At 60.6% G+C, this 14,470-nt stretch carries 14 protein-coding genes; 9 read left to right on the top strand and 5 right to left on the bottom strand.

The genetic code is table 11. From position 1 onward, the window contains the following. Nucleotides 1–43 precede the first annotated feature (43 nt). Nucleotides 44–970 carry a FecR family protein gene (locus QMX84_RS19545; RefSeq protein WP_282364572.1) on the bottom strand — a complete coding sequence of 309 codons (927 nt, stop codon included), beginning with the start codon at nucleotides 968–970 and terminating at the stop codon, nucleotides 44–46. Nucleotides 971–980: 10 nt separating this feature from the next. After that, entirely contained in the window at nucleotides 981–1,529 is a 549-nt protein-coding gene (locus QMX84_RS19550; protein ID WP_282364573.1) for an RNA polymerase sigma factor, read from the bottom strand. A 202-nt stretch (nucleotides 1,530–1,731) separates the two neighbouring features. On the opposite strand from QMX84_RS19550, the gene QMX84_RS19555 reads away from it, so the two are divergent. From QMX84_RS19555 to QMX84_RS19565, 3 genes are all read left to right on the top strand, one after another. Continuing rightward, nucleotides 1,732–2,238, top strand: coding sequence for an RNA polymerase sigma factor (locus tag QMX84_RS19555; RefSeq protein ID WP_153336885.1), 507 nt, complete (start codon nucleotides 1,732–1,734; stop codon nucleotides 2,236–2,238). A 90-nt stretch (nucleotides 2,239–2,328) separates the two neighbouring features. Then, the gene (locus tag QMX84_RS19560) at nucleotides 2,329–3,324 is read left to right on the top strand and encodes a FecR domain-containing protein (protein ID WP_282364574.1); all 996 of its coding nucleotides are present in this window, start codon (nucleotides 2,329–2,331) and stop codon (nucleotides 3,322–3,324) included. A 100-nt stretch (nucleotides 3,325–3,424) separates the two neighbouring features. Then, nucleotides 3,425–6,121 (top strand): TonB-dependent receptor, encoded by a 2,697-nt coding sequence (locus QMX84_RS19565; protein WP_282364575.1) that lies wholly within the window; start codon nucleotides 3,425–3,427, stop codon nucleotides 6,119–6,121. A 76-nt stretch (nucleotides 6,122–6,197) separates the two neighbouring features. Here the strand turns inward: QMX84_RS19565 and QMX84_RS19570 are convergent, their stop codons facing one another. Next, nucleotides 6,198–7,115 (bottom strand): LysR family transcriptional regulator, encoded by a 918-nt coding sequence (locus QMX84_RS19570; protein WP_262126075.1) that lies wholly within the window; start codon nucleotides 7,113–7,115, stop codon nucleotides 6,198–6,200. A 124-nt stretch (nucleotides 7,116–7,239) separates the two neighbouring features. Between QMX84_RS19570 and QMX84_RS19575 the strand changes: the two genes are divergently transcribed. The 5 genes from QMX84_RS19575 (at nucleotide 7,240) to QMX84_RS19595 (ending at nucleotide 11,553) form a co-directional block, all read left to right on the top strand. After that, nucleotides 7,240–7,998, top strand: coding sequence for a 5-oxoprolinase subunit PxpA (locus tag QMX84_RS19575; RefSeq protein WP_048390969.1), 759 nt, complete (start codon nucleotides 7,240–7,242; stop codon nucleotides 7,996–7,998). Between the two features lie 88 nt (nucleotides 7,999–8,086). Next, entirely contained in the window at nucleotides 8,087–8,332 is a 246-nt protein-coding gene (locus QMX84_RS19580; protein WP_048366929.1) for an acetyl-CoA carboxylase, read from the top strand. Nucleotides 8,333–8,342: 10 nt separating this feature from the next. Next, nucleotides 8,343–9,716 carry an acetyl-CoA carboxylase biotin carboxylase subunit gene (locus tag QMX84_RS19585; protein ID WP_282364578.1) on the top strand — a complete coding sequence of 458 codons (1,374 nt, stop codon included), beginning with the start codon at nucleotides 8,343–8,345 and terminating at the stop codon, nucleotides 9,714–9,716. Then, nucleotides 9,713–10,585, top strand: coding sequence for an allophanate hydrolase subunit 1 (locus QMX84_RS19590; protein WP_153434611.1), 873 nt, complete (start codon nucleotides 9,713–9,715; stop codon nucleotides 10,583–10,585). The genes QMX84_RS19585 and QMX84_RS19590 overlap by 4 nt, the downstream gene beginning before the upstream one ends. After that, nucleotides 10,582–11,553 (top strand): biotin-dependent carboxyltransferase family protein, encoded by a 972-nt coding sequence (locus QMX84_RS19595; protein ID WP_282364576.1) that lies wholly within the window; start codon nucleotides 10,582–10,584, stop codon nucleotides 11,551–11,553. Before QMX84_RS19590 ends, QMX84_RS19595 begins: the two co-directional genes overlap by 4 nt. A 699-nt stretch (nucleotides 11,554–12,252) precedes the next feature. On the opposite strand, the gene QMX84_RS19600 is transcribed toward QMX84_RS19595, so the two are convergent. Beyond that, a complete protein-coding gene (locus QMX84_RS19600; RefSeq protein WP_262126076.1) occupies nucleotides 12,253–12,483 on the bottom strand; it encodes a hypothetical protein in 231 nt (76 codons plus the stop codon). After that, nucleotides 12,480–13,679 (bottom strand): colicin E3/pyocin S6 family cytotoxin, encoded by a 1,200-nt coding sequence (locus QMX84_RS19605; RefSeq protein ID WP_282364577.1) that lies wholly within the window; start codon nucleotides 13,677–13,679, stop codon nucleotides 12,480–12,482. Before QMX84_RS19605 ends, QMX84_RS19600 begins: the two co-directional genes overlap by 4 nt. 456 nt (nucleotides 13,680–14,135) lie before the next feature. On the opposite strand from QMX84_RS19605, the gene QMX84_RS19610 reads away from it, so the two are divergent. After that, a complete protein-coding gene (locus tag QMX84_RS19610) occupies nucleotides 14,136–14,399 on the top strand; it encodes a DUF3077 domain-containing protein (RefSeq protein WP_262126078.1) in 264 nt (87 codons plus the stop codon). The last annotated feature ends 71 nt before the right edge of the window (nucleotides 14,400–14,470 follow it).

Below are 14,470 nucleotides of genomic sequence, written 5' to 3' on the forward strand. Positions count from 1 at the left end.
GATATGCCCAACAGGATCTTGCAGTGCCCGCGTGAAATTATTTTCAGTGCACCCACGCCACAAACGGCAAATAGGTGATGTTGAGGCCGTAACGCTGCTCAAGGGTGTGCAGCAGATTGTGCGGATCATTCAGGTCAAACACCCCGCTGATCTGCATCGCCCCCAAGTCAGTGTCCGGCAGCACAATGCGCCCGTACTGGTAACGCTCCAGCTCACTGAGCACTTCCTGCAACGGCTTGCGGTTGAAAATCAGCTTGCCGCGATGCCACGCCGTCAGCGCATTGGCATCCACCTGCTGGCGCTCGGCAACGGGCTGGCCAGCGTGATACAGCGCTTGCTGATTGGGGCGCAACTCCAGAGTCTGGGCCTGATGCTCAACCTGCGCCGCGCCGGTGGCCACCAGCACGCGGGTCTGATCGGCGTCACGGCGCACACTGAACGTCGCTTCCTTGGCCTGCACCCGGTCCTGACCGGCCTCAACCACAAAGGGCCGGGCCGGATCGTTCGCCAGTTCAAACAGCGCTTCGCCTTTGCGCAGCGTGATGGTGCGCTGGTTGGCGGTGAAATCCACGGTCAACGCCGTGGCGCTGTTCAGCGTCACCCGCGTGCCGTCGCTCAACAGCCATTGCTGGCGCTGACCGACCCCGGTGTGATGGGTGTCAGACCAACGCGGCACGTACTCCAGGCCGCCGTAGCCCAACACGGCCATGACCAGCCCCGCCGCCAGCCCGCTGGCCCAGCGAAACACGCGGCGACGCGGGCGTGTACGGTGTTGCTCGGCAGTGGCGGTCAGGCCGATATCGGCCCACAGCGCTTCGGCCTCGCGGGCGGCAGTTTGGTGGGCGGGGCTGAGGTGCTGCCAGCGTTGGTAGTCCAGGCGCTGACGAGCGCTGGCGTCGCCAGAATGCAGCAGCGTTTGCCACTCAATGGCTTGATCGTCGAGGTCGTCAGAGGAGGGCGTTGAAGGCATTGCGGCGGGCTCAGGCATGGTTGTGTTTGAGCCAGTCACGGCAATGGCGCAACGCCTGGCCGATGTATTTTGCCACCATACTCGGCGACACGCCCAGTTCTGCCGCGATCTGCGCTTGGGTCATGCCATCGATACGGCTCAGCAACAACGCTTTGCGGGCATTGGGTGAGAGCTGTTGCAGGGCCTCATCCAAAATGCCGATGCGCTCTTTGGCCAGCAATAAGCCTTCTGGCGGCAACCCCGGGTCGGCGATGTCGATGGACGGCGGCTCGGCGCTCAGATTACGGGTCTGGCGCTGATCAACCCGCAGCGCATCAATGGCCAAATTACCCGCCACCTTGAAAATAAAGTGCCGATCATTCAGCACCGTGACCGTATCAGGGTCGATCTTCGCCAGTTTGATCCAGGTTTCCTGTGCAACATCCGCCGCCCGATGCCGGTCACGCAGGCGCCGCGTCAGGAACGACAACAGATCGTCGTAATGCTCCTGAAAGCTGGCCAGCAACGTTGAACGGGAGGGCGAAGGCATGAACGGAAAGCCCGGACGAGAAAGGGTCATAAATGAGAAGCCGTATCATTCACGATTGCGCCCGCCAACGCAACGCCCAACCCACCGGCCCCCCTGTAGAAGCGAGCTTGCCTCACGATCTCTTGATCTGGCTTTTGCCCTAAGAGCCACCTCACCCGTAATAGCCTCTTGCCTCTACCTGCGCAAATGATAAAGAATATCAACCTCATTTAAATCGAGCAGCGCAGGCACCATGGCCTCTGAAACCGAACTGGAGCGATGGTATGCCGAGTGCGCGCCGCGTCTGCGGCGCTTTCTGCTTTTAAAAACACGCCAGCCCGAACTGGCGGACGACCTCACCCAAGAGTGTTTTGCCCGCCTGGCCATGCGCGAGAGTGAAGAGCGCCTGCAAGAACCCATGGCGTTCCTGTTTACCATGGCCAGCCGTCTGGTCATTGACCATCGGCGCAGCCATCAACAGACCCGCACCGACAGCGTCCCCCTCCAAACCCTGCACGAAGTCGTCGACCCGATGCCCGGCCCGGACATGCGCGCCCAGGCCCAGCAAGACATGCAACGCCTGTTGCAGGCGATGGCCGCGCTGCCCCTGCGCACGCGTCAGGTGTTCCAGTTGTGTCGGTTCGAAGGCATGAGTTATCAACAGGCCGCCGAACATTTGGCGATTTCCACCAGCTCCGTGCAGAAGCATCTGGCCATGGCCGTCAGCTTCGTCGCGCAAAAAATGGAGCATCGCGGATGAAAACCCTGCACCGTATGCGTGTTTATTTACCGGATGTGGCCGCCTTGCCCGTCATATTCCCTATACGCCCAAAAAAGAGAACATCCTGTGATGACGCCTGACGCCACTGCTGAGCGAATCCGCCAGCAGGCCGCTGACTGGGCCGTACGCCAACGCATGGAGCGGCTGGATGCGCAACAAATGGACGCGCTGGAGCGTTGGCTGGACGCTGACCCGGCCCATGCCGATGCTCTGGCCGACGCTGAAATGCTCTGGGAGATGGCCGAAACCCTGCGCGCCAATCCGCTGTTTTCCACCCCCGTCCCCGTGGCGCGGTCCACCCGTGTGCGGCGCTTCCTGCGCGGCCTGTTTACCTGGGAACCGCGGATGCCCGTGCGCTGGGCGGGCGTTGCAGGCCTGTTGCTGGTGGTGATGCTGGCGGTGAACAGCCGCGACACTCTGGCCCCATTGATGGCCGATTACCGCACCGGCACCGGCGAAGTTCGCACCTTGACCCTCGCAGATGGCAGCCAAGTGCTGCTCGGCTCGCGCAGCGCCCTGGACGTCGATTACGACGGCCATGAGCGCCGCGTGCGGCTGATCCAGGGCGAGGCATTGTTCAGCCCGGCGCCGCGTCAGGGCGAAGAAAAACGTGCGTTCGTCGTCGAAGCCTCCGGCGGCCGAACCCAAGCATTGGGCACGCGCTTTGTGGTGCAACGACAAGACAGCGACAACGCCTGGGTCGGCGTGCTGCAACACAGCGTCAACGTCAGCCTGCAACAGCCCCAGAGCGAGCTGACGCTGAGTGAGGGCCAGGCCGCCCGCTACCAACGCGGCCAGGGCATCGTCGCTCTCAGCGACGACCCGACACAGCGCGCCGACTGGGCGCAGGGCGTGCTGATCTTTCGCAATGTGCCCCTCGATCAGGTGCTGCAACGCTTCTCGGACTTTCGCCCCGGCCTGCTCAAACTGGTCGCCAGCGAGCAGGCGCACACCCCGGTCAGCGGCTTGTTCCACCTCGACAACCTCGATGCTGCCATCCGTACCCTGGCGGCCGAACGCCAGCTTCAGGTCGCCCAACTGGCAGGCGTGACCGTGCTGTATTAAGCCCCGACCACGGGCTGGAAATTATTTTTACCTAGGGTGTGCGACCATCCGTCAATGCTAATGCAGATGCAATTCATTAGCATTCAAGGAGTGGTTAAGGATGAACGTAGAACGACCGATCCCCAGTCGTCTGGGACGGGCTATAGGCATGGCCATCATGCTGCTTGGCGCGGTATCGACAGGCCAGGTGGCCGCTCAGCAAAGCACGGCAACGGGGGCGCCGGGCAAGGTGGCCACGCTCGACAGCGTTCGTCCGTTCAACGTGCCTGCTCAGCCACTGGACACCGCCATCTACGCCTTGGCCGCTCAAGCCGGGATCGATCTGCTGGTCGGCGACGCACAGCTGCAAGGCCGCACGGGCCACGCTGTGCAGGGTAACTACAGCATCGCCGCGGCCCTGAGCCAGTTGCTCGACGGCAGCGGCATCCGCTTCGAACACAATCAGGCCCAAGGCAGCAAACGCCCGTCCGTGCAGTTGTTCCAATTGCCGGTGCACGAAGGCAATGTGCTGAGCTTGTCGGCCACCCAAGTCAACGCCGCGCACCCTGGGGACTGGGTCTACCAGGCGCCGCGTTCGGTCAACGTGGTCAGCCGCGAACAACTGGACCGCAACCCGCCGCGCCATGCCGCCGACATGCTCGAAGAAACCACCGGCGTGTACTCGGCGGTCAGTCAGCAAGACCCCGGTTTGTCCGTCAACATTCGCGGCATTCAGGACTATGGCCGGGTCAACATGTCGGTCGACGGCATGCGCCAGAACTATCAACAAAGCGGCCACCAGCAACGTAACGGCACGCTGTATGTCGACCCCGATTTGCTCTCCCAGGTCGTGATTGAAAAGGGCGCCACGTCCACCATGGGCGGCGCGGGCGTGATTGGCGGTATTGCCAACTTCCGCACCCTCGAAGCGTCAGACCTGCTCACCGATGGCAAAGAAATCGGCGGCCGTATCCGCGCTACCACAGGCCTGGGCGGGCTGGGCAATGGCACCCACTTTATCGGCAGCTCGGCCTTTGCCATCGGCGGCGAAGTCTGGGACATGCTGGTGGCCGCTAGCGAGCGCCATCTGGGCGACTATGACCCCGGCACCAAAGGCTCCATCGGCGAGCTGCGCACAGGCTCTGCCGCCCACCCGGAAAACGCCACCCGCCTTAAAAACTCCCCGGTGGAATACTCAGGCTCGGTGATGCGCTCACGGCTGATCAAACTCGGCCTCAACCTGCCACAAGACCAGCGCTTGCAACTCAGCTACCTGGTGACCAACGTCAACTACACCGACGCCAACATGATGAACGTCGAGAAGGCCGACCTCTGGGACAAACTCGGCAGCAACAGCGTCAGGGCGCAGAACCTGGCGCTGGACTACAGCTACACACCGGACAACCCGCTGATCGACTTCAAGGCCAAGGTCTACCACGTCGACAACCGCAACCAACAGAGCACCCTGGCGCGCGGTATCAGCCCTGGCTACAAGGTCACCTACCAGACCGACACCTACGGCCTGCAAGCGCAGAACACCTCGCTGTTTGCACTGGGTGAACGCTCCATCATCAAAGCCAACTACGGGCTGGAGTTCTTCTACGACAAAGTGCGCCCCAACTCGACCCAAACCGTGGCTGAAGGCGCCGTGCTCGATACCCCGGACTCAGAAAACATGACACCCAAGGGCGATCGTGGCGTGGCCAGCCTGTTCACGCGTCTGGATTACGACTACGACGACTGGTTCAACGTGAACGCGGGCTTGCGCTACGACCGTTACCGGCTGCGCGGCAAGACCGGCCTTGAAACCCGCACGTTCGTGATTGGTACCACCAAACAGATCGGCGAGTCGGTGCACTACGACGTAGACGAAGAGCAAGGCCGCTTCTCGCCCACCTTCGGCCTATCGGTCAAGCCGGGCCTGGACTGGATGCAACTGTTCGCCACTTACGGCAAGGGCTGGCGCCCACCGGCCGTGACCGAAACCATGATCAGCGGGCGGCCCCATGGCGGGGGCGCAGAATTCACCTACCCCAACCCGTTCCTCAAGCCAGAGACCTCGACCACTTGGGAAGTGGGCGTCAACGTCTTCAAAGACAGCCTGTTCCTGGACGGCGACCGCATAGGCGCCAAAGTGTCGTACTTTGACACCCGGGTCGACGACTTCATCTTCATGAACATGGCCTTGCAAAAGCCGGGTTATGGCATGGCCAGCCTGGGCAACAGTGCCTACGTCAACAACCTCAAAGAAACCCGCTTCAAGGGCATTGAGTACCAGTTGGACTACGACGCGGGCCGCGCCTATGGCCAGTTCAACTACACGCACATGATCGGCACCAACGACTACTGCAGCAAAACCGCCTGGCTGGGCGGCGTCACCAAAATCGTCAAAAAACCCGGCAGCCGTCAGCCGGTAGACGCCATGATCCCTGATGACATCGCCAACGGCTCCTCGCATTGCGGCGCCATCCTCGGTTCCGCCGAACACATGCCGATGGACCGTGGGACCCTCACTCTGGGCGCGCGCTTCTTCGAGCGCAAACTGGATATCGGCGCCCGCGCCCGCTACAGCGGCGGCTACTCCATCGCCGGCGGCCCGGACGTGACCGTCTCCCAGGGCGGCGTCTACCCGGCAGACTGGAAGCCCTACACCGTCTACGACCTGTACGGCAGCTACCGCGTCAACGACCAGTTGAACCTGCGTGTGGCCATGGAAAACGTCACCGACCGCGCCTACCTCGTCCCGCTGGGCGACGTACTGGCCTTCACCCTGGGCCGTGGGCGAACCCTGCAAGGCAGCGTCGAATACCAGTTCTAATCTTCACCCCTCCCCCTGCAGGAGCGAGCTCGCCTCGCGATCTTTTGATCGTAAAAAAGCTCGCTCCTGCACCGCTTCAGCGCCGCGCCGATATCTGCTGCGGGGCCAAAAAGGCGTCGTGGAAGTACGTACGAAACGCCTGCATCGCCGGGCTCAAGTCGCGCTCGCGATGCCACGCCAACCCCACGCTCATGGGCGTCACGGCGTCGGTGACGGTCACGGTTTCAATGCGTTTGCCTTCCAGTGACCATGGCCGGTGCACCAGGTCCGACAGGATCGCCACGCCGCTGCCATTGGCAACCATGCTGCGCACCGCTTCAACAGAACTGGTGCGCACCCGCACGTTGGGTTGTTGGTGGCTCTGCTCCCAATAGCGCATCGCACTTTGTTCTGCTTCATCCACGGTGAGCAAAATGTAGGGCTCTTTGGCGACGTCGGCCAAGCTCACAGCCGAACGCTCGCACAGCGGGTGATGGCTGGGCAGCCACAACCGGCGCTCAGAGTTGAAGAGTGTTTCGGAGATTATGTCCGGGTGCGTCAGGTTCGCCGTCAGCACCACCGCCATGTCGAAACGGCCCTCCAGCAACCCTTGCTCGATCGCCGTGCGCTCTTGTTCATGGACCTCGATGGTGACGTCCGGGTGCCAGTGTTCAAGACGCTGCAAATGGTGTGGCAAAAAATAACCGATCACCGTGTAGCTGGCCGCCAAGCGCAACACGCCGCTGGCGCGGATGTCCGGCAGCGGGCTGTTCAAGGCGTCATCCACGCTGCGCAAAATCACGTAGGCCCGGTTCAGAAAATGCCGCCCGGCCTCGGTCAAGGTCATGCCCTGAACCGAGCGCTGAAATAACAGCGTGCCGACAGTGCTCTCCAGCTCCTTGATCGCTGTGGTCACCGCCGACTGGGAAATATTCAAATAAATCGCCGCCTGGGAGATTTGCCCAATCTCGGCGGTGGCGACGAAATAACGGACTTGGCGCAGGGTCAGTGACATGGGCACTCCATAGGATATCTATCTGTTTTTCAGAAGGCATCCTATCTATTAATAGATCTTTCCACGGGGTTGGCAGCACTCTAACGTAGTTTGCATGCAGTCATCAGCACCAGGAGCAACACCCATGCACACCGTAGATTTCAACTCCGACATGGGCGAGGGCTTCGGCCCGTGGACCATCGGCGATGGCGTCGACACCGAACTGATGGCCTTCATCAGCTCGGCCAATATCGCCACCGGTTTTCATGCCGGTGACCCGAGCACCATGCGCCGCACCATCGAGCAAGCCAAGCGTCTGGGCGTGGCCATTGGCGCACACCCGGGCTTTCGCGACCTGGTCGGTTTTGGCCGTCGCCACATCAATGCCCCGGCCCAGGAACTGGTCGACGACATCCTTTACCAACTCGGCGCCCTACGTGAGCTGGCGCGTGTTCAAGGCGTTGCACTGCAACACATCAAGCCCCACGGCGCGCTCTACATGCACCTGGCCCGTGACGAAGAAGCGGCGCGCTTGCTGGTCGAGAACCTGCAACGTCTGGAGCCGGAGCTGCTGCTGTTTTGCATGCCGGGTTCGGTGATCTGCCGCATCGCTCAAGCGTTGGGCCAGCCGGTGGTTCGCGAGTTTTATGCCGACCGCGAATACGACCTCAGCGGCTCCATCGTGTTTACCCGCAATGTGCGCGCTTACGACCCGGCCCACGTTGCTGAGCGTGCGTTGCGTGCCTGTCAGGAGGGCGTGGTGCGCACCGTCGAAGGCGAAGACCTGGCCATCGAGTTCGACTCCATCTGCTTGCACAGCGACACGCCGGGCGCGCTCGTTTTGGCCCAAGCGGTGCGCGGCGCACTGGACGGTGCCGGGCTCAAGGTGCGCGCGCCACGTTAATCCCTGAACACCTGGCGCCAGAAACCAGGGTTTACGCATCGATTCATTTTTTGCCTGCCTTTCTACAACTATTCCAAGAGGAACAGACATGGCCGAACACACCGTCATCACCCCATTGCCGGGCACGTTCTACCGCAAAGCTTCACCGGACTCGGACAACTTTGTTGAAGTGGGCGCGCAGGTCACTGCCGACACGGTCATTGGCTTGATTGAAGTCATGAAGCAGTTTTCTGAATTGACCGCCGGGGCAGCCGGTCGGGTCAGCGCCTTCCTGGTTGAAGACGGCGACCCGATCGAGCCGGGCCAGGTCATCGCAACGCTCGACCACGAGTAAGGGCGTGACCATGACCCAAGGCATTCATAAATTACTGATCGCCAACCGTGGCGAGATCGCCGTGCGGATTATTCGCGCCGCCCAGGCGTTGGGGATTCCCACCGTAGCCGCGTGCAGCGAAGCCGACGTCGACTCCCAAGCTGCGCGCATGGCCGATGAAGTTCACATCCTCGGCCCGGCCCGCGCCGATAAAAGCTACCTGAACATCGAGGCCTTGATCGGCGCGCTGAGAGCCACCGGCGCCAACGCGGTGCATCCGGGTTATGGCTTCTTGTCCGAGAACGCCGACTTCGCCGAAGCCGTGCTCGCCGCCGGGGCGATTTTTGTCGGCCCGAGCCCCGACACCATTCGCCGTATGGGCGACAAAGCCGAGGCCCGCCGCACCGCGCAGGCCGCTGGCGTGCCCGTGGTGCCGGGCTCTGCGGATGAGCTGTTCGACGTCGAGTCCGCGCTCAAGGCCGCCGAGGCCGTGGGCTATCCCTTGCTGATCAAAGCGTCGGCCGGTGGTGGCGGGCGCGGGATTCGCCTGGCGCAAAGCGCCCAGCAACTGAGCGAAGAATTCCCGCGCGCCCAGCGTGAAGCGCAGACCGCGTTTGGCAATGGCGCGGTGTATCTGGAGCGCTTTATCGGCAAGGCGCGGCACATCGAAGTCCAGGTGCTGGGCGACGGTCAACGCGCCGTGCATTTGTTTGAACGCGAGTGCTCGTTGCAGCGCCGTCGGCAAAAAGTCTTCGAAGAGGCGCCGTCGCCGGTCCTCACTCAGCAACAGCGCGAAACCCTCTGCGAGAGCGCCGTACGCTTGGCCGAATCGCTGGGCTACAAGGGCGCTGGCACGCTGGAATACCTGTACGACGATGAGACAGGTGAGTTCTTCTTTATCGAGATGAACACGCGGATCCAGGTCGAACACCCGGTCAGTGAATTGATCACTGGCATCGACCTGGTCCAGGCTATGTTGCGCATTGCTGCTGGCGAGCCGTTGGGCTTGCAGCAAAGCGATATCCGCCTCAATGGCGCCGCCGTGCAAATGCGCCTGAATGCCGAAGACCCGGCGCGCAATTTCTTCCCCAGCCCCGGCGTGGTCGAGGCGTTGGTCTGGCCGCAGGGCGAGGGCATTCGCGTCGACACGCACCTGTATCAAGGCTACCGCGTGCCGCCATACTACGACTCGTTGCTGGCCAAATTGATTGTGCACGGCGCTGACCGTTCGCAAGCCTTGGCCCGGGCATCAAGCGCGGTAGAGCAGACTCAATTGACCGGCATGGCCAGCACCTTGTCGTTGCATGGCCAGTTGTTGAAACAGCCGTGGCTGCACAGCGCGGACTTCAACACCGGCACCTTGGAAACCTGGTTGGCTGAGCACTCTGGTGGAGGTGACGCATGAATACCCCAATCCGCTACAGCTTCGGCGCGGACGAGCATTTGTTTGCCGAAGTCAGCGACAGCATGTCCTTGGAGGCCTTCTTCAAAGGCATGGCCGTCACCCGCGCCGTGGAGCACATGGCCCTCGATGGCGTGCTGGATGTGTGCCTGGCCAACGCGTCATTCCAGATCCGTTTTGACCCGGACCGCATCGCTCCTCAAACGCTGCTCGACGCCGTAAAAAGCGCCGAAGCGGAGGCCGTCGCCGAGCGCTCGTTGCACACCCGCATCATCGAAATCCCGGTGCTTTACAACGACCCGTGGACCCACGAAACCCTGATGCGTTTTCGCGACCGCCACCAAGACCCGAGCGCCACGGATCTGGAGTACGCCGCCCGCATCAACGGCCTGGCCGATGTCGAGGCCTTCATCGAAGCCCACAGCGGTGCGCCGTGGTTTGTCTCCATGGTCGGCTTTGTTGCCGGGCTTCCGTTCATGTTCCAGATGGTGGAGCGCGAGCGGCAATTACAGGTGCCCAAATACCTGCGGCCGCGCACCGACACACCCAAATTGACCCTCGGTCACGGCGGTTGTTTTGGCTGCATTTACTCGGTACGCGGCGCGGGCGGTTACCAAATGTTTGGCGTCACCCCGGCGCCGATCTACGACCCGCAGCAGAACCTCGCCTATCTCAAGGAACACATGGTGTTCTTCCGCCCCGGTGACATCGTGCAATTCAAACCGATGAGCCGCGAAGACTACGACCACGCCGTGGCCGAGGTCGACGCTGGGCGTTTCGATTTGCGGATCCGGCCGGTGGAGTTCTCGCTGGACGCGTTTCTGGCCGACCCGGTTGGCTATCCACAGTCTTTGTCGCAGGTGCTGGCATGATCAAAGTACTCAAACCCGGACTCGCCACCTCGGTTCAAGACTTGGGCCGCGAAGGCTACTACCACTTGGGCATCCCGCCATCCGGCGCGCTCGACCAATACGCCTTGAGCGCCGCCAACCAATTAGTGGGCAACCCGGCCGGTGCAGCTGCGTTGGAATGCACGTTGCTGGGGCCGGAACTCGAGTTCCAGCAAGACGCGCTGGTCGCGGTCAGCGGCGCCCACATGACCCCACGCCTCGACGGTGTAGAAATGCACCCCGACACCGCGTTCTCGGTGAAGGCCGGGCAAGTGCTGCGCTTTGACTTTCCGAAGGCGGGCGCCCGCATGTACCTGGCGGTGGCGGGTGGCATCGACGTACCCATCGTACTCGGCAGCCGCTCCACCTATGCCCTTGGCGGGTTGGGCGGCTTCAACGGTCGGCGGTTGGTGGCGGGCGACGAACTGCCCGTGGGCATGGCCAGCGGCAAAGGCCGCGCGGGTGCCAGCTTACCCATGGCCTTGCGCCAGGCCATTGGTGGCGAAATCACCCTGCGGGTCGTCCCGGGCCTGTACTACGAGCGCCTCAGCGAAGCCGCCGCGCAAAGCTTCTTCGCCGAACCCTGGACCGTCGGCTCCGAGGCCGACCGCATTGGCTACCGCTTCAAGGGCGGCAGCGCCTTGAGCTTCCAGCCACGTGAGCAACCGTTTGGCGCCGGTTCCGACCCGTCCAACATCGTCGATAGCTGCTACCCGATTGGCTCAATCCAGGTCCCTGCCGGGCTCGAACCCATCGTTTTGCACCGCGACGCCGTCTCGGGTGGCGGCTACGCCATGATCGGCACCGTCATCAGCGCCGACCTCGACCTGATCGGCCAAATGCAACCCAACCAAAAGGCCCGCTTCGTCAGCGTCACCCTCGACCAAGCCCTCGAAGCCCGGCGTTCCTACAAGAAAAAACTCACCTGCCTGAGCAAACTATTCACCTAACCCCACCCACGGTAGGAGCGAGCTTGCCTCGCGATCTTTTGACCTTTAAAAAGATCGCGAGACAAGCTCGCTCCTACAGAGTTTTTACGCTGAGCAAGACAACTGATAGAGACCGTTCGGGGTTTTGAGTGCGCTCTTAACCCATGAGCGCTTAATTGCCACTTCGTTTACTCACCTCTGCTGACATCTATTCGATGGCACTCCTGCGCGACGGTCTCGTAGCAGTTGCCGAGCCTGCGAGGCTACGTCCGATTGCGCAGCGATCGTAAACCCTGAAATCACGATTGAGCTGCAGAGCTACTTCGCGCCTGAACATCATTAACGCTGTGGAAACTCTCAATAATAAATTTCATAACGTCGATGCCCTACATCAAGCAACACACCCTATAAACAATGCCAAATTTACTATCGTGGGCTCGTCCAACAGCTTCGCGAACAGTTTTGCTTGATCAGGCGTAATCTCAGTCTCCCACCCGCCAGCCTCGTCCAGTGATTTCCAATCCATAATCTTAAGAGAGTCGACCACAAGATCACCCTGCAGAACACGCTCAAATTTCAATGAGTCATCCGTATTCGGCGCTGGTAAAAAACCTGTTATGTGTAAATACACTGTTTGATTCCTATTTATTTGTGAGTGGTTCGGCCGTTTTTGAACGAAGCCACTTTTATATCGGAGCAACCGGGTGATATCGCTGGAGTTTACGCATTGACAGTGAGCTGAAAATCATAATCCGATGTATCGAGCTTTTCGTTCACGAGCTTCTCTAGCGCTACTAATTGGTCTGCTCTGAGGTCGTAGCCTTCCCAACCTTGCTGTTCAGTTGTCCACTCCATAATGGCTTTCACCTGTTCGTCATGTATCGCAGGGATAACAAATTCAAAAACCAGTAATTCAGTCGTTTTATCGAAGGCTTCGATTACATATTTCATGGCTCAATTCTCCTGTTGGTATCAGCACTTTTAGTTTGCTCTCCAGTATTCGGATCAAACTCGCCAAGGTGTCGACCTCGTTTGTCGTACATTTCTACAGCGCCATGCTGCAGATCCCACTCAAGGATTTTTCCTGAATCAATCGTCCAGCGTTTGCGTTTTGCTCCTCCGCCTCTAACTGATGTCTTACGTTTCGCAACTTTGGCATCTGGATAAGCGGGCAAAGCATTGGGCGCTGGGTGATACCCATGCCCCGGCACATTCAACACAACATAAAGCGGCGCCACCCCCGAGTCAGCCGGGAACACCAAAATGAAGTCTTTGTAGTCCGGTGGATAAATCGGATTAACGATCAGCGCGTCAGCGGCTTTTGTCGGCGGGTAGATCCATATCTGCGGCGTGTGCGGCGCACCTTTCAGCGGTGGAATCCCGAGCGTGTTCTGGGGATTTATCGCGGGCGTCCAGATCAACTCTACGCCGCCACCAAAGTCCGCCACCTGCTGCGAGCCGCGCGGGGTGAACTGGATGACGTCGATCATTTCCCATTCGGGTGTTGAGCCGGTGTAAAAGCCATAGCCTTTTAGCGATCCATCTGCCTGTTGCTCAACCTGCAAGCGCATGCGGGTGCGGGCCTGCTTGAGCGAGCGCAGTTGATCTTCGGTGTACAGGGCGCTGTCAGCCAGTGAAGACGGCCATAAAAAGGCGAGCACGCCCAACAACGTGCTGGCAATCATCGTTCCGCCCACGGCGGCAACGCCTCCAGTGGCGGTGCCGCCCAAGGCCAAACCACCGATACCCGCCGGTACCGCGCCACTGATTAAGGCCAGCGGCACTAACCCGGCACTGTCGGTCTGAGACCCACCCAAAATCGCAAAATTGCCGTAGTCACTCAGGCTATCAACCGGCACGAAACCCGCCGGGTCTGAGTAGTTGATAACGGCATCGGGCAGCTTGCTGCACTTGGCGAACACACAGCCCCGCCGCTCAGGTTTCTGATGGCTTTGCTGCGCGGCCGATTCAGTTTGGCGGCGCGCCATGTAGGCCTCTTGCCGGGCCTGAATGGCCTCGTAGGCCTTGATCCCGGCATCACGCTCTTTGAGTTCGGCCGGGGTCATGTCATCAAAATATGAAGCGCCTTGGCCGCCATCGCCACCCACACGCCTTAGTGTTTGCGTCACACCTTGCTTGCTGCTCATAGGGCGCCTTCCAGTAGGAGAGCGGCGCACGGTATCGGCATCAAAATGCGGCTGAAATCAGCTTGATCGGCAATGTCTGTAGGCCGACAGACTTAGGCCTGAAGGATTTTTACAGCGCGCAGTTTGAGAGGCGGGCACAGAAAAGCGCACCCTCCTACGTGAAGTGCAGCAATGGATGGCTTCTTGGCGTTGAGGGCAGGGGTACTGTGCACCGTCACTGAAATAAACAGTGGTCGGGCCTGGAGACCCGGGTAACAATTACGCGCTTGAGCGCCATTCACCCTGTAGGGTATTGGCGGCTTTGTGCGTCAGTCTTCATGTTATGACGGCTGTGCGCGGGAGGTCTTCGGACCTGCCGGGTTTCCTAATTGTCCCGGTTTTCCAGCCTGCGTACGGCTGTCGCCTTTTGCCTGGAAACAAAAGAGACAGTCATCAACCCAATTAGGAACTTATCCAATGACCACCTCTTCCCCGATCAAAACCCTTGGCGTCGTGACCTTCGGCCCTTGCGGCGCAGATGACCATCAGCTGTTTCGCGTAAACCCGGATATCCCGCTGCGCCAAGCGCTAGAGCAAGTCTCGGCCTTACTGTTCTGCGCCAAAAAGCTGGCCCTTGATGCTGCCCTGGAACAAGACGGCGAACGCCATGCCTGGGCCTCGCACTACCTGTGCGACATGGGCAAAGCCGTCATCGACGACCTGTGCCTGCACGACCTCTAACCCTCCACGACCCTGTAGGAGCGAGCTTGTCTCGCGATCTTTTAAACGATCAAAAGATCGCGAGACAAGCT

It is taken from the genome of Pseudomonas sp. PS01297, assembly GCF_029959305.1.
Classification (GTDB): Bacteria; Pseudomonadota; Gammaproteobacteria; order Pseudomonadales; family Pseudomonadaceae; genus Aquipseudomonas; species Aquipseudomonas helleri.

Coding starts and splice junctions, on each gene's coding strand:
- QMX84_RS19545 (WP_282364572.1), bottom strand. CDS start 970: ATGCCTTCAACGCCCTCCTCTGACGACCTCGACGATCAAGCCATTGAG.
- QMX84_RS19550 (WP_282364573.1), bottom strand. CDS start 1,529: ATGACCCTTTCTCGTCCGGGCTTTCCGTTCATGCCTTCGCCCTCCCGT.
- QMX84_RS19555 (WP_153336885.1), top strand. CDS start 1,732: ATGGCCTCTGAAACCGAACTGGAGCGATGGTATGCCGAGTGCGCGCCG.
- QMX84_RS19560 (WP_282364574.1), top strand. CDS start 2,329: ATGACGCCTGACGCCACTGCTGAGCGAATCCGCCAGCAGGCCGCTGAC.
- QMX84_RS19565 (WP_282364575.1), top strand. CDS start 3,425: ATGAACGTAGAACGACCGATCCCCAGTCGTCTGGGACGGGCTATAGGC.
- QMX84_RS19570 (WP_262126075.1), bottom strand. CDS start 7,115: ATGTCACTGACCCTGCGCCAAGTCCGTTATTTCGTCGCCACCGCCGAG.
- QMX84_RS19575 (WP_048390969.1), top strand. CDS start 7,240: ATGCACACCGTAGATTTCAACTCCGACATGGGCGAGGGCTTCGGCCCG.
- QMX84_RS19580 (WP_048366929.1), top strand. CDS start 8,087: ATGGCCGAACACACCGTCATCACCCCATTGCCGGGCACGTTCTACCGC.
- QMX84_RS19585 (WP_282364578.1), top strand. CDS start 8,343: ATGACCCAAGGCATTCATAAATTACTGATCGCCAACCGTGGCGAGATC.
- QMX84_RS19590 (WP_153434611.1), top strand. CDS start 9,713: ATGAATACCCCAATCCGCTACAGCTTCGGCGCGGACGAGCATTTGTTT.
- QMX84_RS19595 (WP_282364576.1), top strand. CDS start 10,582: ATGATCAAAGTACTCAAACCCGGACTCGCCACCTCGGTTCAAGACTTG.
- QMX84_RS19600 (WP_262126076.1), bottom strand. CDS start 12,483: ATGAAATATGTAATCGAAGCCTTCGATAAAACGACTGAATTACTGGTT.
- QMX84_RS19605 (WP_282364577.1), bottom strand. CDS start 13,679: ATGAGCAGCAAGCAAGGTGTGACGCAAACACTAAGGCGTGTGGGTGGC.
- QMX84_RS19610 (WP_262126078.1), top strand. CDS start 14,136: ATGACCACCTCTTCCCCGATCAAAACCCTTGGCGTCGTGACCTTCGGC.